The sequence below is a fragment of the Corynebacterium parakroppenstedtii genome, assembly GCF_019754935.1.
Taxonomy (GTDB): Bacteria; Actinomycetota; Actinomycetes; order Mycobacteriales; family Mycobacteriaceae; genus Corynebacterium; species Corynebacterium parakroppenstedtii.
Genome location: NZ_JAGSOA010000003.1, coordinates 327,693 through 346,320, shown reverse-complemented (window position 1 = coordinate 346,320; position 18,628 = coordinate 327,693). Strand labels below are relative to the sequence as shown.

General features: G+C 56.1%; 14 protein-coding genes. 3 read left to right on the top strand and 11 right to left on the bottom strand.

Going from position 1 to position 18,628, the window contains the following annotated elements; all coding sequences use genetic code 11:
* Positions 1 to 199 precede the first annotated feature (199 nt).
* From KCQ76_RS10095 to KCQ76_RS10070, 6 genes are all read right to left on the bottom strand, one after another.
* A complete protein-coding gene (locus KCQ76_RS10095; RefSeq protein WP_046201921.1) occupies positions 200 to 526 on the bottom strand; it encodes a hypothetical protein in 327 nt (108 codons plus the stop codon).
* Position 527: 1 nt separating this feature from the next.
* Entirely contained in the window at positions 528 to 1,121 is a 594-nt protein-coding gene (locus KCQ76_RS10090; protein WP_221914865.1) for a gamma carbonic anhydrase family protein, read from the bottom strand.
* A gap of 68 nt (positions 1,122 to 1,189) precedes the next feature.
* A complete protein-coding gene (locus KCQ76_RS10085) occupies positions 1,190 to 1,990 on the bottom strand; it encodes an SDR family NAD(P)-dependent oxidoreductase (RefSeq protein WP_046201923.1) in 801 nt (266 codons plus the stop codon).
* Positions 1,991 to 2,111: 121 nt separating this feature from the next.
* Entirely contained in the window at positions 2,112 to 3,461 is a 1,350-nt protein-coding gene (locus KCQ76_RS10080) for an aspartate aminotransferase family protein (RefSeq protein WP_046201924.1), read from the bottom strand.
* A 280-nt stretch (positions 3,462 to 3,741) separates the two neighbouring features.
* Entirely contained in the window at positions 3,742 to 4,089 is a 348-nt protein-coding gene (locus tag KCQ76_RS10075) for a metallopeptidase family protein (RefSeq protein WP_046201925.1), read from the bottom strand.
* 8 nt (positions 4,090 to 4,097) lie between these two features.
* Complete coding sequence (locus KCQ76_RS10070; RefSeq protein WP_046201926.1) at positions 4,098 to 5,129, bottom strand: septum formation family protein; 1,032 nt, start codon at positions 5,127 to 5,129, stop codon at positions 4,098 to 4,100.
* Positions 5,130 to 5,302: 173 nt separating this feature from the next.
* Between KCQ76_RS10070 and serS the strand changes: the two genes are divergently transcribed.
* A complete protein-coding gene (gene serS / locus KCQ76_RS10065; protein WP_046201927.1) occupies positions 5,303 to 6,574 on the top strand; it encodes a serine--tRNA ligase in 1,272 nt (423 codons plus the stop codon).
* Between the two features lie 98 nt (positions 6,575 to 6,672).
* On the opposite strand, the gene KCQ76_RS10060 is transcribed toward serS, so the two are convergent.
* From KCQ76_RS10060 to KCQ76_RS10040, 5 genes are all read right to left on the bottom strand, one after another.
* A complete protein-coding gene (locus KCQ76_RS10060; RefSeq protein WP_052722433.1) occupies positions 6,673 to 7,863 on the bottom strand; it encodes an alpha/beta fold hydrolase in 1,191 nt (396 codons plus the stop codon).
* A gap of 855 nt (positions 7,864 to 8,718) precedes the next feature.
* Positions 8,719 to 9,879, bottom strand: a complete 1,161-nt coding sequence (locus KCQ76_RS10055; protein ID WP_052722434.1) for an alpha/beta fold hydrolase — start codon at positions 9,877 to 9,879, stop codon at positions 8,719 to 8,721.
* Between the two features lie 892 nt (positions 9,880 to 10,771).
* Positions 10,772 to 12,310 carry a glycerol kinase GlpK gene (glpK, locus tag KCQ76_RS10050; RefSeq protein ID WP_046201929.1) on the bottom strand — a complete coding sequence of 513 codons (1,539 nt, stop codon included), beginning with the start codon at positions 12,308 to 12,310 and terminating at the stop codon, positions 10,772 to 10,774.
* A 170-nt stretch (positions 12,311 to 12,480) separates the two neighbouring features.
* Entirely contained in the window at positions 12,481 to 13,230 is a 750-nt protein-coding gene (locus KCQ76_RS10045; RefSeq protein WP_046201930.1) for an MIP/aquaporin family protein, read from the bottom strand.
* A gap of 1 nt (position 13,231) precedes the next feature.
* Positions 13,232 to 14,959 carry a glycerol-3-phosphate dehydrogenase/oxidase gene (locus KCQ76_RS10040; RefSeq protein WP_046201931.1) on the bottom strand — a complete coding sequence of 576 codons (1,728 nt, stop codon included), beginning with the start codon at positions 14,957 to 14,959 and terminating at the stop codon, positions 13,232 to 13,234.
* Between the two features lie 542 nt (positions 14,960 to 15,501).
* Between KCQ76_RS10040 and KCQ76_RS10035 the strand changes: the two genes are divergently transcribed.
* Positions 15,502 to 17,667 carry an HAD-IIB family hydrolase gene (locus KCQ76_RS10035; RefSeq protein ID WP_082089989.1) on the top strand — a complete coding sequence of 722 codons (2,166 nt, stop codon included), beginning with the start codon at positions 15,502 to 15,504 and terminating at the stop codon, positions 17,665 to 17,667.
* Positions 17,668 to 17,675: 8 nt separating this feature from the next.
* Positions 17,676 to 18,587, top strand: coding sequence for an HAD family hydrolase (locus tag KCQ76_RS10030; RefSeq protein ID WP_231725399.1), 912 nt, complete (start codon positions 17,676 to 17,678; stop codon positions 18,585 to 18,587).
* The last annotated feature ends 41 nt before the right edge of the window (positions 18,588 to 18,628 follow it).

Genomic DNA, 18,628 nt, shown 5'->3' with positions numbered 1-18,628 from the left:
GCGTAGGTTGCCGTGGCGGCCTCGTCAAGTGCCTATTTTCAATTCCGAACGGTTTTTAAGGACCGAGCCGTACGATTTGCAACATGATCGTGCATAGAGAGAAGGCTGCAAGAAGAAGGAAAACTACCTGCTCACCGACATATCGGTGAGCTTAAGGAGGCAGTCGATGGATGCCATCAAAAAATGCCAGTGACGTTCGTTACATATCCGAGACGACGTATGACGCAGCAGCGGTGAGTCCTGCCACCGTCAGAACAGAGGGCCACGCCCCAATTTTCTTGGCTAGCGGGTGCGACGCCCCGAACGCGGCCAAGTAGGTGGCGCCGAGCGCTCCAGCCTTCGCCGGGCCTCTCTTAGCAAGCCAGGTCCGCCCAGCGTAGAGGCCAGCAGCACCAAGAACGACGCCTCCCAGTGGCCGGATCCCAGTTTCGCGCGCGGTGATCCATCCGCCGATCAATCCCGTCGCAACGATGGGTGCCGTGTCAACGTACTTGGCTTTCTTTAAAGTCCAGTTAGTTTTTGCCATATCAGTCAAAATACACGTCTTCGGGTTTCAGCGATTCGACACGGCGCGGTTGTGACTCCGCATTCTCCACGTAGTGGGCAGCATGGGGAATAAATGAGTGAGATTGCTCATCGGACAGCTGCCGTTTGACCTTCGCCGGAACACCCGCAGCCAGCGATTGTGCAGGAATCTCTTGCCCCTCCAGCACCACAGCGGCAGCGGCGATCAGGCTTCCCTCGTGGATCACGCTGTGGGAGAGCAACGCAGATTTCATCCCCACGAGCACCCCATTTTCCACAGTGGAGCCATGCACCAGCGCCATATGTCCGACGGTGACATCGTCGCCTAGTGTGCAGGGAGCATCACTATCGACGTGGAGAACGCTGTTGTCCTGAATATTTGTGCGTTCACCAATTCGAATCGAGTTCACATCGCCCCGCAGCACGCAGCCGTAATACACGCTGGAATGCACACCGATTTCCACATCACCGATCAACGTGGCATTGGGCGCAATCCACGCGGTCCGGTGGACTCGCGGCCGCTTCCCGTTGAACGGGAGAAGCAGCGGACCGTCCGTGGATGAAGCTGTTTGTGGAGCGAAAGCCGAGTTTTCCATATCTCCATACTAGAAAGTCGCGAGAACCGGGGGGTAGCCGGAACAAGCCGCGGCTACTCCTCGCAGCGCTACTCCTCGCGACGGTAGACTTCCTGCGCCGAGACCTGGTCGCGAGCCATGATCGTGATGTGGTCAATATTCATCCGCGACGGCCGCGTCGCAATCCAAGCGACAGCGTCGGCAATGTCCTCAGCAACCATCGGCTCGAGGCCACGGTACACGGCGTCGGCCTTCTCCTTATCGCCGCCGAAACGCACCGTCGAGAATTCCGTGTTCACCAGGCCGGGGCAAATCTCACACACACGAACCGACTTACCCAGCAACTCCAGGCGAAGCACGCGCGTCATAGCAGCCACTGCATGCTTGGCGGCGTTGTATCCGGCTCCACCGCGGTACGGCTCGTGCCCGGCAATCGAGCTGATATTAATGACCTGACCATCGCCACTGGCCTCAATCTTGGGCAGCAGAGCCCGAGTCACACGAAGCGTGCCCAACACGTTGGTGTCATACATCCATTGCCAGTCCTCGACGTTGGCGTCGGCAATCGACTCGGAACCGTGCGCCCCACCAGCGTTATTGACCAACACGTCACACCGCGGAACCTGCTCACAGAACTTATCGACGCTCTCCTGATCGGTCACATCCAGCGGCAGGGCGACGGCGTCAATCCCCTCGGCGACGGCTTGAAGCTTCTCGACGCGCCGGGCACCAATGTAGACGGTGTATCCCGCGTCGGCCAGCGCCTGTGCGGACGCCGCGCCGATGCCGGAACTTGCGCCCGTAATGACGGCTACAGGTTTGGTGCCGTCGCCTTTAGCGCCAGAATCGTTAGTGGTAGCGGAGGAAGCGTCTTTAGAAGGTGATGTCATAAATAATTCTCCAAAAGTACGGATATTTTTAAGGGTTTTACAGGTTAAAGATTGTATGGGTCGGGGGGGACACACGTGCCCCGCTCGACGGAATGCGCCCCCACCACGCCACTAGTCGCTACTACTGAATAGCGACTTTCTGATCCAACGTCGTCAGTGCCTTATCCAGGATCTCAAGGCCCTGGCGTGCAACGTCGTCGGGAATATTGAGGGCGGGGCAAATGTGGATACGGTTCATGTTTTGGAACACGACCAAACCATTCTCACGGCACTCCGCAACGAGTTTCTTGACCTCGGGAGAGGTGGTTCCATAAGCACCGAGCGGTTCTCGGGTTTCCTGATCCTTCACCAGCTCGACTGCCCAGAAGCAACCAAGGCCTCGGATATCTCCGATGCTGTGGTGCTTCGCTGCCAAATCACGCAACGCTGGGCCGAAAACGTCCTCGCCCAACCGGCGGGCGTTCTCAACCATTCCTTCTTCGTCCATGGCATTGATCGTGGCCACGGCAGCGGATGTTGCCAGAACATGACCCGAGTATGTCAATCCGCCGGGGTAGGGGGTGTGGTCAAAATCAGCGGCGATTTCGTCAGAGATTGCAACGCCGCCCAACGGGACATAACCCGAGTTCACGCCCTTGGCGAAGGTCACCAGGTCCGGTTTCGCCCCAAACTCCTCGAAGGCGAACCAGTTGCCGGTTCGGCCGAAACCAGCCATGACCTCGTCGCAAATCATGACAATGCCGTACTTATCGCAAATTTCGCGGACGCCCTGCCAGTATCCCGCCGGCGGAGGCATAATTCCCGCCGTTCCGGGAATTGTCTCCATAATGAACGCGGCGAACAGCTCCGGCCCCTCAAACGCAATGAGGTTATCCAAGTACTCGAGGGCGCGCTGGCACTCTTCCTCTTCCGTCGTGGCATGGAATTGGCTGCGGTACAAGAACGGCCCAAAGAAGTGAACCGCCCCCGACGTCCCATAGTCATTTTTCCACCGACGATTATCGCCCGAAACATTCATAGCGATCTGAGTTGCGCCGTGGTAGCCCCTGAAACGCGACAACACCTTGTAGCGACCCGTGTGCAGACGTGCCAAACGGATAGCGTGCTCGACGGCATCCGCGCCACCGTTGGTAAACAGCACCTTGTTGAGGTGATCGGGTAAATGCGACGTGATCAGACGCGCGGCCTCTGAACGCTTATCATTCGCGTACGCCGGAGCGATGGTGCACAGTTGGTCCGCCTGCTCCTTGATGGCCTGCACGACCTTCGGGTGCTGGTGGCCAATATTCGTGTAGACCAGCTGCGAAGAAAAGTCGATATATTCCTTGTTATCTGCATCGACGATGTAGGAACCGTGGGCCGATTCCATCACAATCGGATCCAACTCCGCCTGTGCAGACCACGAATGGAAAACGTGGGCTCGATCGTCGTTGTAGGCGCGTCGACCAACGTCGGACTGGGGTACTGGCACCGTAAACCTCCATGGTGTCGGGTCAAAAGGATGTGCGGTGTCGTCGCTGGATAGAACCTGAATAAAACTCAGCAACGTACCGGCTCCGCTGAGTCTAACGGAAAAGAGGCATTTAATCCCTTGCGTTAACAAATGTTTACAATTGGCCAGCTATTGCGGGACCGGACATCGCGTAGTTAGTCATTGCACCGGCATGATGTTCTCGCGCCGAGACACGCGCCTTGTTCTCGCACCTTGTTCTCGCGCCGGGACACGCGGTCTCTACACCGATATGCGCCCTTTACGCCCAGCCGAGTTCGTGCAGACGGTCGTCGTCGATACCGAAATGATGCCCAATTTCATGGACGACGGTGACTGCAACCTGACGGACCAATTCCTCTTCCGAATCGCAGTATGCGCAGATTGCTTCCTTATAAATCGTGATTTTATCGGGTAGAGCAAAGCTATACGACGACGTCCGCCGGGTGAGAGCAACCCCCTCATACAGGCCCAAGGTGTTGGGGTTATCGCGGTTCCACGGTTCGACAACCAACGCAACATTATTCATATTGCGCAGGAGTGATTCGGGAATAAGGTCAATACCCTTGTCGATGAGTTCGTCGAACCGTTCATCAGATACGGAGATCATGACGGAACCTAATTTCCTCGTTTAGGTGCACGGCTCGGCTGCGGCGGGGGCGGATTGCCATTAATGGTGAATTCACCCTTTGCAGAGCCCTTCAACGTGGATAGCGAATTATTGTCTCCCGTTTTAATCAGAGAGCAATTGACGTTCCGGGAGCCACCCTTCCAGGAATCCTCCGTGAGCGTCGTCCAAAACGGTTCAAGCGTGGAGTTATAGAGCTTGTCATCGCCCCCGATGAATGCTGTGACCGAATCAGTACACCGCTTATTGAGATACTCATTTTGATCTTCAGTGGATGGGTATTCTTTGAACTTTTCACCCAGATCGACGATATCCGTGACCTCATATTGGTGATCAGCATTACAATCCACAACCTGAGCGGTGGCATCCACAGACGTATCACCGTCAGTTTGTTTGTTCTGGTTATCGTCCTTCTTTTCGGTAACAGCGACGCATTCGCCGGGCTTAAACACAGGAGACTGGTCCTGATCAGCGGCTTTGCCCGTAATCGTACTGGCGTGGCCATCATTCCCCGTTACCTGGAGGCCGCACAATAATGTCCGGTCACCATCTGCCCACGACTTTTGTGGCGGCAAAATGGGAGCAATTGTAAACCGCCCCGTGGGATCAAACTTCCCGCCCAGATAACTAAGCGTGGGCTGTTTGCACAATTCATTGCTCAACTCTGCTTGGCGTTTCCGGCTAGGCATACCGGCGTTTGAACCGAATTCACTGGCCGGGTAGGTTGCTAAATTCTCCCGGTGGGATACCTCGAAGCGGTGAGATTTGGCGCAGTCGACGGTTTGGAAATCGGACACAGTGCCGTCGGATGAGGTCTTCCAATCCAAGCACTGTCCAGCGTCGGCATTAGTAAAGGATTTTTGTTTCGATTCTTTATCTTCCCCAGGCACCGTATGGGGGGTGTCCAACGTGGAATCGGAATGCTTTTCCTGGGCGTAGGTAAAAGTGCCCGCGGCTGACCCGCCACAGAGGAGTGCGACGAGGCCGACAATGACTGAAGAACGTCGGACTGTCGGTTTCATGCGTCACCTTCGTTTCCGGGGTCGTTGACTAATAGCGATCGACGTATATTCGCGGCATGTGCTGCCACATTAGGCCCACTACTTATTATTATTCCAGTACTATTCCTGTACCTTACTTGTTTGCATTTTGACCGGTTGAAGCTGGACAGCCCTAAAACCATTAAGCTAATGCTGTGATTGATCTGAAACAGCTTCGTGATGACCCCGACCGTGTCCGTGAATCCCAGCGCACCCGTGGCGAAGACCCCGGCCTCGTCGACCAACTCCTCCAGGCTGACCAGGCTCGACGTGAGGCTATTTCCGCTGCCGACGCCGCACGCGCAGAGCACAAGGCCTATACAAAATCCATGGGCAAGAAGATGCGCGACGCATCTCCCGAGGAAAAGGAGAGCCTGCGCGCCCGGGGAACGGAACTGTCCAACGTCGTGAAGGAAAAAGAAGAAGCTCAGCGCGTTGCTGAAACTTCGGTTCACGACCTACAGATGCAGATCTCCAATATCGTGGAAGGCGCACCCGCCGGCGGGGAAGAAGACTTCGTCGTTCTCGAAAAAGTGGGGACCCCGCCGCAATTCGACTTCGAGCCGAAAGATCACCTCGAGCTCGGGGAATCCCTGGGGATTATCGATATGGAGCGCGGTGCGAAGGTATCAGGCTCGCGCTTTTACTTCCTCAAGGGCGCGGGTGCTCTGTTGCAGCTCGGCATGCTGCAGCTTGCTGCACAGAAGGCCGTGCAGCACGGGTTTGAACTGATGATCACCCCGGTCATTGTTAATCCGGAGTCGATGTCGGGTACCGGTTTTTTGGGGCAGCACGCCGACGAGATTTACTACTTGCAGGAGGACAACCAGTACTTGGTGGGCACCTCCGAGGTTGCGTTAGCGGGCTACCACAGCAAGGAGATTATCGATCTTTCCGCTGGTCCGAAGCGTTACGCAGGGTGGTCCTCGTGCTTCCGTCGTGAGGCGGGATCGTACGGCAAGGACACGCGGGGAATTCTTCGTGTGCACCAGTTCGACAAGGTCGAAATGTTCAGCTACTGCAAACCGGAGGACGCGGCCGCGGAGCACCAGAAGCTGCTGAGCATGGAGCGAGAGATGCTCGCCGCCGTCGAGGTTCCTTACCGCATTATCGACGTTGCCGGCGGCGATTTGGGCTCCTCCGCAGCGCGAAAGTTCGATACTGAGGCATGGGTGCCGACGCAGAACACGTACCGCGAATTAACATCGACCAGTAACTGCACGACGTTCCAGGCGCGCCGGCTGGGGATTCGCTACCGCGATGAGAACAATAAGACGCAGATTGCGGCGACGCTGAATGGCACTTTAGCGACGACGCGCTGGCTGGTGGCTATTTTGGAGAACAATCAGCAGGCGGACGGGTCGGTGAAGGTCCCGGAGGCGTTGCAGCCGTATGTGGGCCAGGACGTACTGAAGCCGGTGAAGTAACGCGGGATTAGCGCTCTTCACCGGCTGTCAGGGGGGTATCAGGGGGTTATTCGGAACGTAGCCGGCCGCGCGAATGGGCCGGCTATGACAACGGGCTCTTACAGGTGGTTGTCCAAGAACTCGACCGCGCGGTCGATGACTTCGTCACGCGAGGGCTCGTTCATGGTTTCGTGCATGGAGTCTTTCCACAGAACCATGTGCTTGTCAGTGGAACCAACTGCGTTGTACCAGTTGATGTCCATCGGGTAGGGGACCAGGCCGTCGGTGTCACCGTGCATGATGAGCGTCGGCTTGGTGTAGTTCTTCGCGTGAGCACCGCAGTACAGGAATGCAGCAGCGCCCTGGTAGAGGGTCGACGCATTAGCAATCTGGCTGTTCAGCGGGTCGTAGGAGAGCTGATCGCGAGCATCCGGATCAGAGACAACACCCAGCTTGAACGGGTTGCCGACACCTGCCTTCGCCAGGAACTCCGGGGGAAGCTCAGTCTTCTGCAGGATTTCTGGGGACTCGACGGGCTTTCCAGCGTCGGCAGGTAGTTTGACGCCGAAGTGGTCGAGGACGCCTTGGACGTCATAGCCCAGAGCTGCGTCGAGTGGCTCGAAGGGGCGCTTGCCGTCGTTAGGCAGGTATGGCCCGATGAAGAACGGGTAGGACTGGCCGTCGGCGTGCTTGTACTCCGGCATCAGCGTGTTCTCGCCGTAGTTGTTGACCGGGACGCCACCGCCGTTGGTGATGGTCGCGTCGATGGTCTCCGGGTAGGTGATCGAGTACATCTGGGTCGCGAGAGCGCCCATGGAGTGGCCCATCATGAACACTTTGCCCTGCTGCTCGTTGTGGATCATGTCGACGAGCTGCTTCATGTCATCGATAACGAAGTTGAAGTTATCAATGAGGGCCTTGGGGACGTTGTTGTACGGTTCTGCCGAGCGACCGTGACCGCGGTGATCAAGGCGGTAAACGTTGTATCCAGCCAGGTTCAGGCGGTAGGTGATGTAGTCGTACCGTTCCTGGTTTTCTGCCAAACCGTGGATGAGGGCCACGCTTGCCTTGGCGTTGGGGACGATGTTTTTCTTCCAGTAGATCTGGGTGCCTTTGCCATCGGTCGACGTAAAGGTGCCATCGCTGACTTGCGCATTGGGGGCGACCATGCCGGTGATACGGCCGGGGTAGGTGTTGTAGGTGCGTACGACTCCGTCAGGGTTTGCTTCGGCGACGGCAACCGCGCCGGAACCGAAGATCACTGCAAGTGAGAGAACAGCGGCGACGCTGGCCTTTTTAAAGGACGACATTTTAAACCTCATGTGGAGAGAGATGAACAATGGGAAACTTAATCCAGTGAACTATCCGGTGTTGCACGTTGTACATGAGGTGAATAAATACCCTCCGCATAGTGGTCGCGGTGTAATGCTCGCTTTGGAGTAGGAGCGTGACCTCATGGTGGATGCTGAAGGTATTTGTTTCACTTGTGACTTACGCATATCGGAAAATCACTGTGACGACCAGCTTAATATTGATGAAAAGAAAACCGAAGCAATATTCTTTAGTACTAGCCTCGTTATAGGGTATAAGTGGCGTCGATTACGGGGTGTTGGCCTACGGGCGGTGTTGATGGGTGTATGGGGGGCTTGTGGTTTGTGGGTGAGAGTAAGAAGCGCCAGGCTAACCCCTGTTTTATGTAGGGGTCGTGAGGTGAAAAGCGTCCAATTGGGCACGCGGAACCGCGGCGGCGGGGGTGGCGGATGGGGGCCTTGACTAATTTTCAAGAAAAAGTCAAGAAGGCCAACGATGTGGACGTCCTTACCTGTTGTGCTCGACGCTATATACCACCGCTCATAACGGAGCAAAACACCGTATTTGTTTCTCTCGGCACCTAAAAATAATTGATCGCGAGGAGATTTAAGCGTTCAGAGGCAATTATGAATTACTTGCCTCGCAAAACCCTCCAAAATCTTCGTTTCTCGGAATTGGATGAGAAAACTTGTGGTGAAAAAAGATCGGCGTATTTAATATTCAACAAAGCTTCCCGCATGGGATGAATACAACGGCCAGCATGACGGGAAGCTTTGTGAAAGAGGAAGGTTGCGTTCGTTCAAGAGAACTCAACCTGCCAATGTTTACTGGAGAGAGACGCAAACCCTGAGTAATTAGTTGTGCGCGTCGATGAACCCGATTGCGCGGTCGATGACTTCGTTGCGGGAGGGTTCGTTCATGGTTTCGTGCATGTCGCCTTTCCACAGGACCATGTGCTTATCGGTGGATCCGACTGCGTTGTACCAGTTGATATCGAGCGGGTAGGGAACCAATCCGTCGGTGTCACCGTGCATGATCAGCGTCGGCTTCGTGTAGTTCTTCGCGTGAGCACCCGTGTAGAGCAGGGCGGACGCGATCTGGTACAGCGTCGATACGTTCAAGGTCTTGCTGTTGAGCGGATCGTTAGACAGCTGGTCACGAACATCCGGATCAGAGACAACACCCAGCTTGAAAGCGTTAGGTACGTCGATGGTCTTGAGTGGCTCTGGGGACTCGATCGGCTTGCCCGCATCCGGCGGCAACTTCAAGCCGAACTGGTCTAGAACACCCTGAACGTCGTATCCGAGCATGGCGTCGAGTGGCTCCAACGGGCGTTTGCCGTCGTTAGGCAGGTACGGGCCAAAGAAGGTTGGGTAGGACTGCCCGTCGGCGTGCTTGTATTCCGGCATGAGGGTGTTCTCGCCGTAGTTGTTGACAGGTACACCACCGCCGTTGGTCACGGTTGCGTCGATGGTGTCCGGGTAGACCACTGAATACATCTGAGCTGCCATGGCGCCCATGGAGTGGCCCATCATGTATACCTTGCCGGACTGCTCGTGATGGATCATGTCGACGAGCTGTTTCATGTCATCGATAACGTAGTTGAAGTTATCGATCAGCCCCTTATGAACGTTGTTGTATGGCTCTGCGGAACGGCCGTGACCGCGGTGATCAAGGCGGTAAACGTTATATCCGGCCAAGTTGAGACGGTACGCGATGTAGTCGTAACGCTGTTGGTTCTCTGCCAGACCGTGGATAAGAGCAATGCTTCCCTTGGCGTTGGGAATGATGTTTTTCTTCCAGTAGATCTGGGTGCCTTTGCCATCGGTCGACGTGAACGTGCCGTCAGTGACCTGAGCGTCGGGGGCAACCATACCGGTGATGCGGCCGGGGTAGGTGTTGTAGGTGCGTACGACTCCGTCGGGGTTCGCTTCGGCAGCGGCAATGGTGCCCGAACCGAAAATCACTGCAAGTGAGAGAACAGCGGCGCCACTGGCCTTCTTGAGGGACGACATTTTTAACCTCGTATGGGGAGAAATGAACAATGGTCGGCGCGGTTAATTTTCACTGTTCTAGTAGACAACTAGTGCGATAATTAACCACTTCGTCTATCCGATATTTCAATCTTTCACGGTGGGGAACGTCTTAGAGCGGAAGAAAAACAGGGGCTCGGGGTTGCTATATCGAGATTTCTTCTCGACGGGGGCCTCGCTGTTTTATTCCTCTGGCCGATGCTCTCAACCTAAGTATTGATTCAATCGGTAGATATCGCTAAAGAAAATACTAATGCACTTCAGAAGTTTGACGAAGAAAAAATGTTCAGTTCCACCCCCGTGTGGGGCTGGAATGTAATGAACCGAGATATGGGCTATCGCTATCGCCGGGTTGAGTGGGAGGTGAGACGATTCTGCTCGCCCGCATGTAATCCTGGAGTGCAGTACTGTTTCACATTTGCCCAGGTAGGGGAATTATCTGATGGTGAGATTAAAGCGCGACCGAGAGGGTGATCATGCGGTGAATGATCGGGGGTGACTGGGTGCTCAATTTCCCGTGAAAGTAAAAAACGGGTCACGCATACGTGAGCGATAGGCCGTGGTGAGAGAGTAAGGAATAACACAAATGAACGACGATTAACTCGATGGGTTGTGCTCTATCTCAAAATGGAGTTTCACGCTAAAGAATGTGGACGCGACAAAAGTAATGCCTGGTGAATGTTGTCACGTAGGGATATATGTAACAGTGAATAAACGATGTCGGGCGTATTTCTATGCCCCGATGCCAACGAAAAATCACCTCGGGCGAAATTGTGAATTAAATAACCGGGGGAGCCGGGGAATAATCACAAATAACCCCGGACTCCACAATTAACGGGCTCAAGATAGAGAGCCCGCTTCAATGGCCCACTACTTAGCTGGGCTCGTTGGTGCTCTCCTCCCAGTTGTAGGTGCGTTCGACGGCGCGGTTCCAATCGCTGTAGAGCTGCTTGCGCTCGTCTTCGCCCATCTTTGGCTTCCACACCTTGTCCACAGTGCTCTGTTCCTTGAGCTCATTGAGCGAATCCCAGAACCCAGCGGACAGACCAGCCGCGTACGCTGCACCCAGCGCCGTGGTCTCGATGTTCTTGGGTCGGACAACCTCAGTGTTGATGATGTCGGACTGGAATTGCATGAGGAATTCATTCATGACCATTCCGCCGTCAACCTTCAGGGCATTAATGTCGACGCCCGAGTCCGTGACCATGGCGTCAAGCACCTCGCGGGTTTGGTATGCGGTTGCTTCGAGGACCGCACGTGCCAGGTGATTGCGGTTGGCAAAACGCGTCAGACCGACGATCACACCGCGAGCGTCGGGACGCCACCGGGGAGCGAACAGACCAGAGAAGGCGGGGACGAAGTAGACGCCACCGTTGTCCTCCACGGACTTGGCCATGTTTTCAACCGAGGGCGCGTTAGGAATCAGCTGGAGGTTGTCGCGGAGCCACTGCACCAAGGAGCCACCCATTGCGACCGATCCTTCGAGTGCGTAGACCGGCTTTTGGTTCTCGATCTGGTAGCACACCGTGGTGATCAAACCGTTGTCACTCCACTTCGGCTTTGCGCCGGTGTTGAGCAGCATGAACAAACCGGTTCCGTAGGTGTTCTTCGCGTCGCCGTTGCCGAAGCAACACTGGCCGAACATGGCGGCCTGCTGGTCACCGAGCACGCCACGGATCGGGACGCCGGCCAGCGAACCGCGGGCGCGCACCGTACGGAAATCGCCGATCGACGGGCGAATCTCCGGAAGCATGGACTGCGGGATGTCCATCGCCTTGCACAGGTCCTCATCCCACTGCAGCGTCTTGAGGTCCATGAGCGACGTACGGGAAGCGTTGGTCACGTCGGTGACGTGCAAAGCGGGGTTGCCGTTGTCGCCGTCGACACCACCGGTGAGGTTCCACAAGAGCCAGGTGTCGATTGTGCCGAAGAGGAGGTCGCCCTTTTCTGCCTTCTCGCGGGCACCTTCCACGTTTTCCAAAATCCACATGATCTTGGGGCCGGCGGGGTACGAGTTCAGGCGAACACCCGTCGTCTTGCGCCAACGGTCTGGGCCTTCGTCGCCAGCAAGGCGCTGCGCGATGTCGTTAGTGCGGGTGTCCTGCCACACGATCGCGTTGTAGATGGGCTCGCCGGTGTTCTTGTCCCAGACCACCGTCGTTTCACGCTGGTTGGTGATGCCGACAGAAACGACGTCGTTGACGGAAATGTCCAGTTCCGCCATGGCTTCACCGACGGCGCGTCGGGTGTTGTTCCAAATTTCGTTGGCGTCGTGCTCAACCCAGCCCTTCTTCGGGAAGATCTGCTTGTGCTCGAACTGGGCGACGGTGGCAATGGACCCGTCGTGGCGGAAGAGAATGCACCGGGTGGAGGTGGTTCCCTGGTCGATGGCTGCTACATATTTCTCTGGCATGGGATCTCCAAAAGTGTGTGGTCCAAAAGTGTGTTGGATAGTTACTGCGTTGTCGTGCGGGTGTGAGTCGAGTTCGTGGGGTCGTGGAGGGGAGTGTTGTTCCTTCGCGTATATACAAGCGCGCCCCGGGCGACACTGACGGGTCGGGCGGAGCGCACTATATTCATGATTTATCCGAGGGCTACGGCGGTGAGGCCGGCGGCAACAGCACCGAGCATCGGTCCGACGATCGGCACCCAAGCGTATGCCCACTGTGCTGCACCTTTGTCCTTAATGGGCAGTACGAAGGCGTACATCAGGCGCGGGCCAAGGTCACGCACGGGGTTAATCGCGTACCCGGTGGGTGTACCGAGGGACAAACCGATAGCGACGATGATGAATGCAACGCCGAAGTACTTGAGCGGTCCCAAGTCTCCACCGGAAGGCCCGAGGAGAATGAAGACCAACAATGAGTACGTGGCGATGAACTCTGTTAATGCATTCCAAAAGTTATTGGGATGAGCGGGAACGGTGAAGAAAATGCCTTGCGTGGTGGCATTTCCCTTGACGTTATGTCCGTTCTCATCCAGGTTGTTGGCATCAAACAATTGCTTGAATGCTGCCCACGCTAGGAACGCACCAGCCATCGCACCGAGCATCTGTCCACCGAAGTACCAGGGGACGAGTGACCACTCGAGTTTGTCGTCAATAGCAAGGGATAAGGTGACGGCCGGGTTCAGGTGGCCGCCGGTTTTGTCAGCGATACTCGCGCCGATAAACACTGCGAGACCCCAGCCAAAAGCAATGGTCAGCCAGTTGGTGTTGCGGGCCGTGGACGTCCGGAGATTGACCGCGGCACACACACCGTTACCAAACAGCATCAGCATCATCGTGCCGAAGAATTCCCACCCCATGGCTTGGGGGCCTGTTAGCGTTTCCATCTCACCTGTCCTGAGAAGTATCGACGTCCGGGCGAGTATCTTCGACGCTCGCCTCGATCTTGTTAGCGGACTCGTCGGTTAGCTCTTTTTCAGCCTTCTTCTGAGCCTCGACACGATCCGTGAAGACCTTGATCTCTTCCTTGCGGGCCTTTTCATCCCAGCCCATCGTGTCCGCAACCAGCTTGGAGACGGCTTCCGCACATTCGACGCCACGGTGGTCATATTCCATCGCGAGGCGCATACGGCGGTGAAGGATGTCCTCCAGGTGAGCCGCACCCTCGTGGGTAGCTGCATACAGTGCTTCAGCCATTAAGTAGGCCGGTGCACCCGGGATCGGCTCAAGCAGGGACTTGTCCTTATCAGCAGGTGCCAGGACTTCGTAGATGAGCGAACCATAGCGGTTGAGCAAGTGCTCCACGGTCTTTTCGGAGATACCCAGCCGCTTGGCCAGCTGCGGAATCTGGTTGGCCAACGCGTGGTAGCCGTCGGCACCGAGAAGCGGAACATCCGTGGTCACCGAATCCGGAACATCGAATGGGATGTCTTCCTTGGCGGCGTCGACCGTATCGGCACCGATCACGCGGTAGGTCGTGTACTTACCGCCAGCCACAGACACAAGGCTAGGGGCAACGCGGGCGACGGCGTGGTTACGAGACAGGTTCGTCGTCGAATCCGAGGAACCGGCAACCAGCGGGCGGAGTCCCGCGTACACGCCGACGATGTCATCGTACGTGATCTGGCGCTTCACCTTGGCGTTGATGTGCTCCAAGATGTAGTCGATATCGGCTCGCGTCGGTGCGGGGTTGGCCAGGTTCATGGTCCAGTCGGTGTCGGTGGTACCGATGATCCAGTACTCACCCCACGGGATCACGAAGAGAACGGATTTTTCCGTGACGAACGTGAGGGCAACGTCGCCAGGCAAAACCGACTTCGGGACGACGATGTGAACACCCTTGGAGGTGTGAACGTGGAATTTGCCCTCGACACCGGCGAGCTTTTCGATCTCGTCATTCCAAATACCGGTGGCATTGACAAAGACCGACCCGTGAATGGTGGTTGTTCGGCCAGAATCAGTGTCGACGATCTTCGCGCCGGTGATGCGGTCCCCGTCCTTCTCGAAATCGACGACCTGGGTGGAGGGGCGGATCGTTGCGCCGAACTCTGCCGCCGTACGCAGAACGGTCATCGTGTGGCGGGCGTCGTCGACAAGAGTGTCGAAGTAACGAACACCACCGACGAGTGCATCTTCCTTCAACCCGGGGGAGAGCTTGAGCATGCCCTTGCGTGTGTAGTGCTTCTGCATCGGCACGGACTTTGCGCCACCCATGAGGTCGTACAACATGAAGCCCGACGCCATGAATGGACGCTGCCAGATGCGGTGCTCCAGCGGGAAGATGAATTTCAGCGGCTTAACCAGGTGTGGGGCCAGGCCGGACATGCTGAGTTCGCGTTCGCGAAGCCCCTCAGCGACAAGCCGGAAGTCCAGCATGGCGAGGTAACGGAGACCGCCGTGGAACATCTTGGATGAGCGTGAGGAGGTACCTCCAGCGAAGTCACGGGTTTCCAGGACGGCAACTTTCAAACCACGAGTTGCGGCGTCTAGTGCTGTACCGGCCCCGACGGATCCTCCGCCGATGATGACCATGTCGTAGTGCTCTTTACCGAAGTCTTCCCACGCTTGTTCGCGCTGTTCTTTGTTCAGTGAAGTGCTAGTGGCTGAGATCGCCATAGTTGCTAGGTTCCTCCTTCAAGCTGAGCACGTGTGAAAGAGCTGGAAGGGTAGCACTGTGCGAAGGTGGTTCGTCCTCCTTGTGGGTGCCAGGGGTCTGGACCAGGAGGGAGGTTCACCGTCGTTGTGTTACGTAGCTCTCGTACTCACTCAATGAGATGTGAAGGTCACATTATTTACGGTGTCGACGCTATCATCTGGCGCGGACCTGCGTGAGCTTTTACCTACGGTCGCGTAGGTAGTAGTTTCCGGCAGTGAACTACCGGCGGTCGTGGCGGGTGCTGGAGCTATGGCTAATAAAGGTTTATTTATGCCCGTTTGGCGCAATATTTCCGTTATTTATGCCCGTTAATGATCGGAATTCGGTGGTAAATTAATCTCAAAATTAACCCTGTACGGGGGTGACAATCGGGGCTATTCGACGGGTTTCGACGCCATGTGAGCTTCTCTGCAGTGCCCACAGATGACGCAATCGTCGCGTGATGAACATAAAAAAGCTGGTGAATTCCTGTGTCCATAAGCCCACCGTTAAGATGAGCCTTATGGCAGATCCATTTTACTTCGGCATTATTGGCCTCGCTCGGACCTTATTCACTCTGGAAGGCCTCCGTTTTCGAGTGACAGGAACCGAGAATGTACCGGCCAAAGGAGGTGCCGTTGTGGTGATGAACCACACCGGTTATCTTGACTTTGCCTACGCGGGAATTCCGTTCCGAAGCTGCCGCCGATATGTGCGCTACATGGCCAAATCCGAAGTATTCGATCACCCCATTGCGGGGCCGATCATGCGTGGAATGAAACACATTCCCGTGGACCGGATCGACGGGAGCGAGTCATACCGGCAGGCTGTGGATTATCTCCGATCGGGCCGTTTGGTCGGTATGTTCCCGGAATCGACCATTTCGCGCAGCTTTGAAATCAAGGATTTCCGCAAAGGTGCCGTGAGAATGGCCCAGGAAGCCGGGGTGCCCTTGATCCCGGTCACCATTGTTGGCTCCCAGCGTGTCTGGACGAAGGGGCACCCGAAACGGTTGGGGCGCACGCGAACCCCGATTTATATCAACGTTCTCTCACCTATTCACCCTGATGGTGACGCGGCAACAGAGACGGATCGTCTCCGCGATGTAATGGTCAATGACCTGGACAGGCTGTGGGAGATGTACCTGCAGGACAACGGCCCAATTAAGGGCGACGAATACTGGATTCCGGCCCGATACGGCGGAGCTGCCCCACCGTTTGAAGTTGCCCAGCGGGAGGACAACGCCGTCGCTGAGGAGCGGCATCGCATCCGCAAACTGCGGGACGATCTGAATAACTTGACGCATGTCGTGACGACGACAACCCGCGATATCGTCAACAAGAGTGTGAGCATGAGCTCCGACGCGTGGGCGAAGAGCTCCGACGCGGTGAAGTCTGCCTCGGTGAGCGCCCGTGACTCCGTCACTGAATCTGCGGCGGCGTTGAATGAGAAAATGCCGTGGCAAGCCGATGAGGAAACGAAGCTGCGTAAACGGGCGGATAAGCTCGAAAAGAATAAGCGCAAAGAAGAAATAAAGGAAGCGAAGACCGCCGAAAAAGAGGCAGAAAAGGCGGAGAAAGCAGAGAAGGCGAAGGCTGAGAAGGCCTCGAAGAAGAAGGAAAAAGATAAGCGCGCCGACGGTGCTGAAAAGATCGTCGAGTCTTTGCAGACGAGTTTCGATTCCCTCTACGAGGAGACCTCTAAGAATAATCACGAGGGAGCCTCGAAGATTATCGAGGCGCGAGATTCTTTCTACCGTTCCTCACGCGAATTGCTTCAATCAGTGCAGGCTGCTACCGCTTCAATGACGGATGCGACGCGTGATGTTGAATGGATGTCATTAGATAAGACACTAACCTCACTTATCGGGCAGACGAAACAGATTCGGGACAAAATACCAGCACGCATTAAATCGAAATTACCGTCAGATGTGGCTGCTGTTTGTTCCGATATAGACGGAACAATCCTTCACGAGAATACAATTAGCGACGCTACACGCGACGTATTCGACCAGCTCAACGCGCATGGCGTCGAGGTGCTCTTGGCTACCGGGCGGGCCATTGAAGAAGTTGACCCTGTTGTGGACCAACTCCCAATCTCGCCCGTTGCCATCTGCGCGAATGGTGCCGTGGTTTATGACACCAAGGATAAACGCGTGCTCCACGTAGAAGGCTTTTTCGAAGGCGGAGCTGATATTCTCACACATCAAATTGAGGAAGATATTCCAGACGCCGAGATAATTGTGCGCACAGTCGATAACACTGCCGTTAAAATTGTTGTTAAAGCGGATATGCCGAGTGAAGATATCGCGGATGCGCTCGATGATAGTGTTCGGGAAAGAAGCACGCTCACCTATTCCAACCCGTATGGATCTATAGAACTAGGGCCCATCGGCGTGAATAAATCGACCGGCGCCGAATGGTATTTCCATAACAAAGGAATAGATCCGTCCCACGTTATTGCCTTCGGCGATATGCCCAATGACACCGAATTACTCTCCTATGTTGGCGCGGGTATCACCATGGGGAACGCCGATCGGGACCTCATTCGCGACGCTTCCTGGGTGACTTCCTCAGTGGAAGACGACGGGGTTGCCGAGGTTCTCAAGTATGTTGTGAAACGCTTTGAGGACCAGGACGCGGATACTGCAGACGAAGCAGATTCATCGAGCCTCACCGCAGAGAAATAAACCCCATCGTGGATATCGACGCCAGCGGACCGGAGCAGATGGGCGACTCCCTTGCGGGGCTTCCCGACGCCGTTGACCTCGCCGGACGTGCGCCTGCGCCCCTGCTTGTCGCCTCTGACATCGACGGAACGTTTGTCACGAGCGCCGAACGCGTCACCCCGCGGTTGACATCGGTAATTCACCGTATGGTTCGAGCTGGGACGTCGCTTGTCTTGGCCACAGGACGGCCTGCACGGTGGACGCTCCCTGTCATCAGGCAGCTGCCTGTTCGCCCCCTCTGTGTGTGCACGAACGGATCCGTGATTTTCGATTCCGCCAGGGGAGAGGTTCTCACTGCGCATGAGATTCCCCCGGAGCACGTCGCCGACATGGTGCAGCGGCTGATGGACGGCCTTGCGTCGGGTCCGCGGGAGATTCACGTCGGGTTCGGGGTGGAGCGCGTCGGAACTGATCTGTATTCCGAAAAGGATCAATTCCTCATTGAGCCTAATTTTGACCACGTATGGGAGAGCCAGGGATTTTCGCTGGTGAGTGTCGAGGAGCTCGTGGCTGAGCCGGCCGTTAAACTGCTACTTCGTTCGCCTGAGGCCACTAGCGAAGAGCTCTACCAACTTGTCGCACCGATGATTCCCGTCGATAAGGGGCATGTCACGTATTCATTTTCGGGCGGGCTGCTGGAAATCGCAGCGCCTGGTGTGAATAAAGCTGGTGGGTTGGCCGAGGTCGCCGATCTTCTCGGTGTCGACGCGGGCGAAACTGTTGCTTTTGGTGACATGCCGAATGACACAGAGATGCTCGAGTGGGCGCGAATGGGGGTAGCGATGGGTAACGCACATCCGATGCTCCTCGGGGTGGCAAAAGCGGTAACTACCAGTAACGATGAGGATGGCGTGGCGCGCGTTATTGACGCCTGGTTCTAGAAGACGCTCCACAACCGAATCGGGTATTTCCGCCCGGTTCA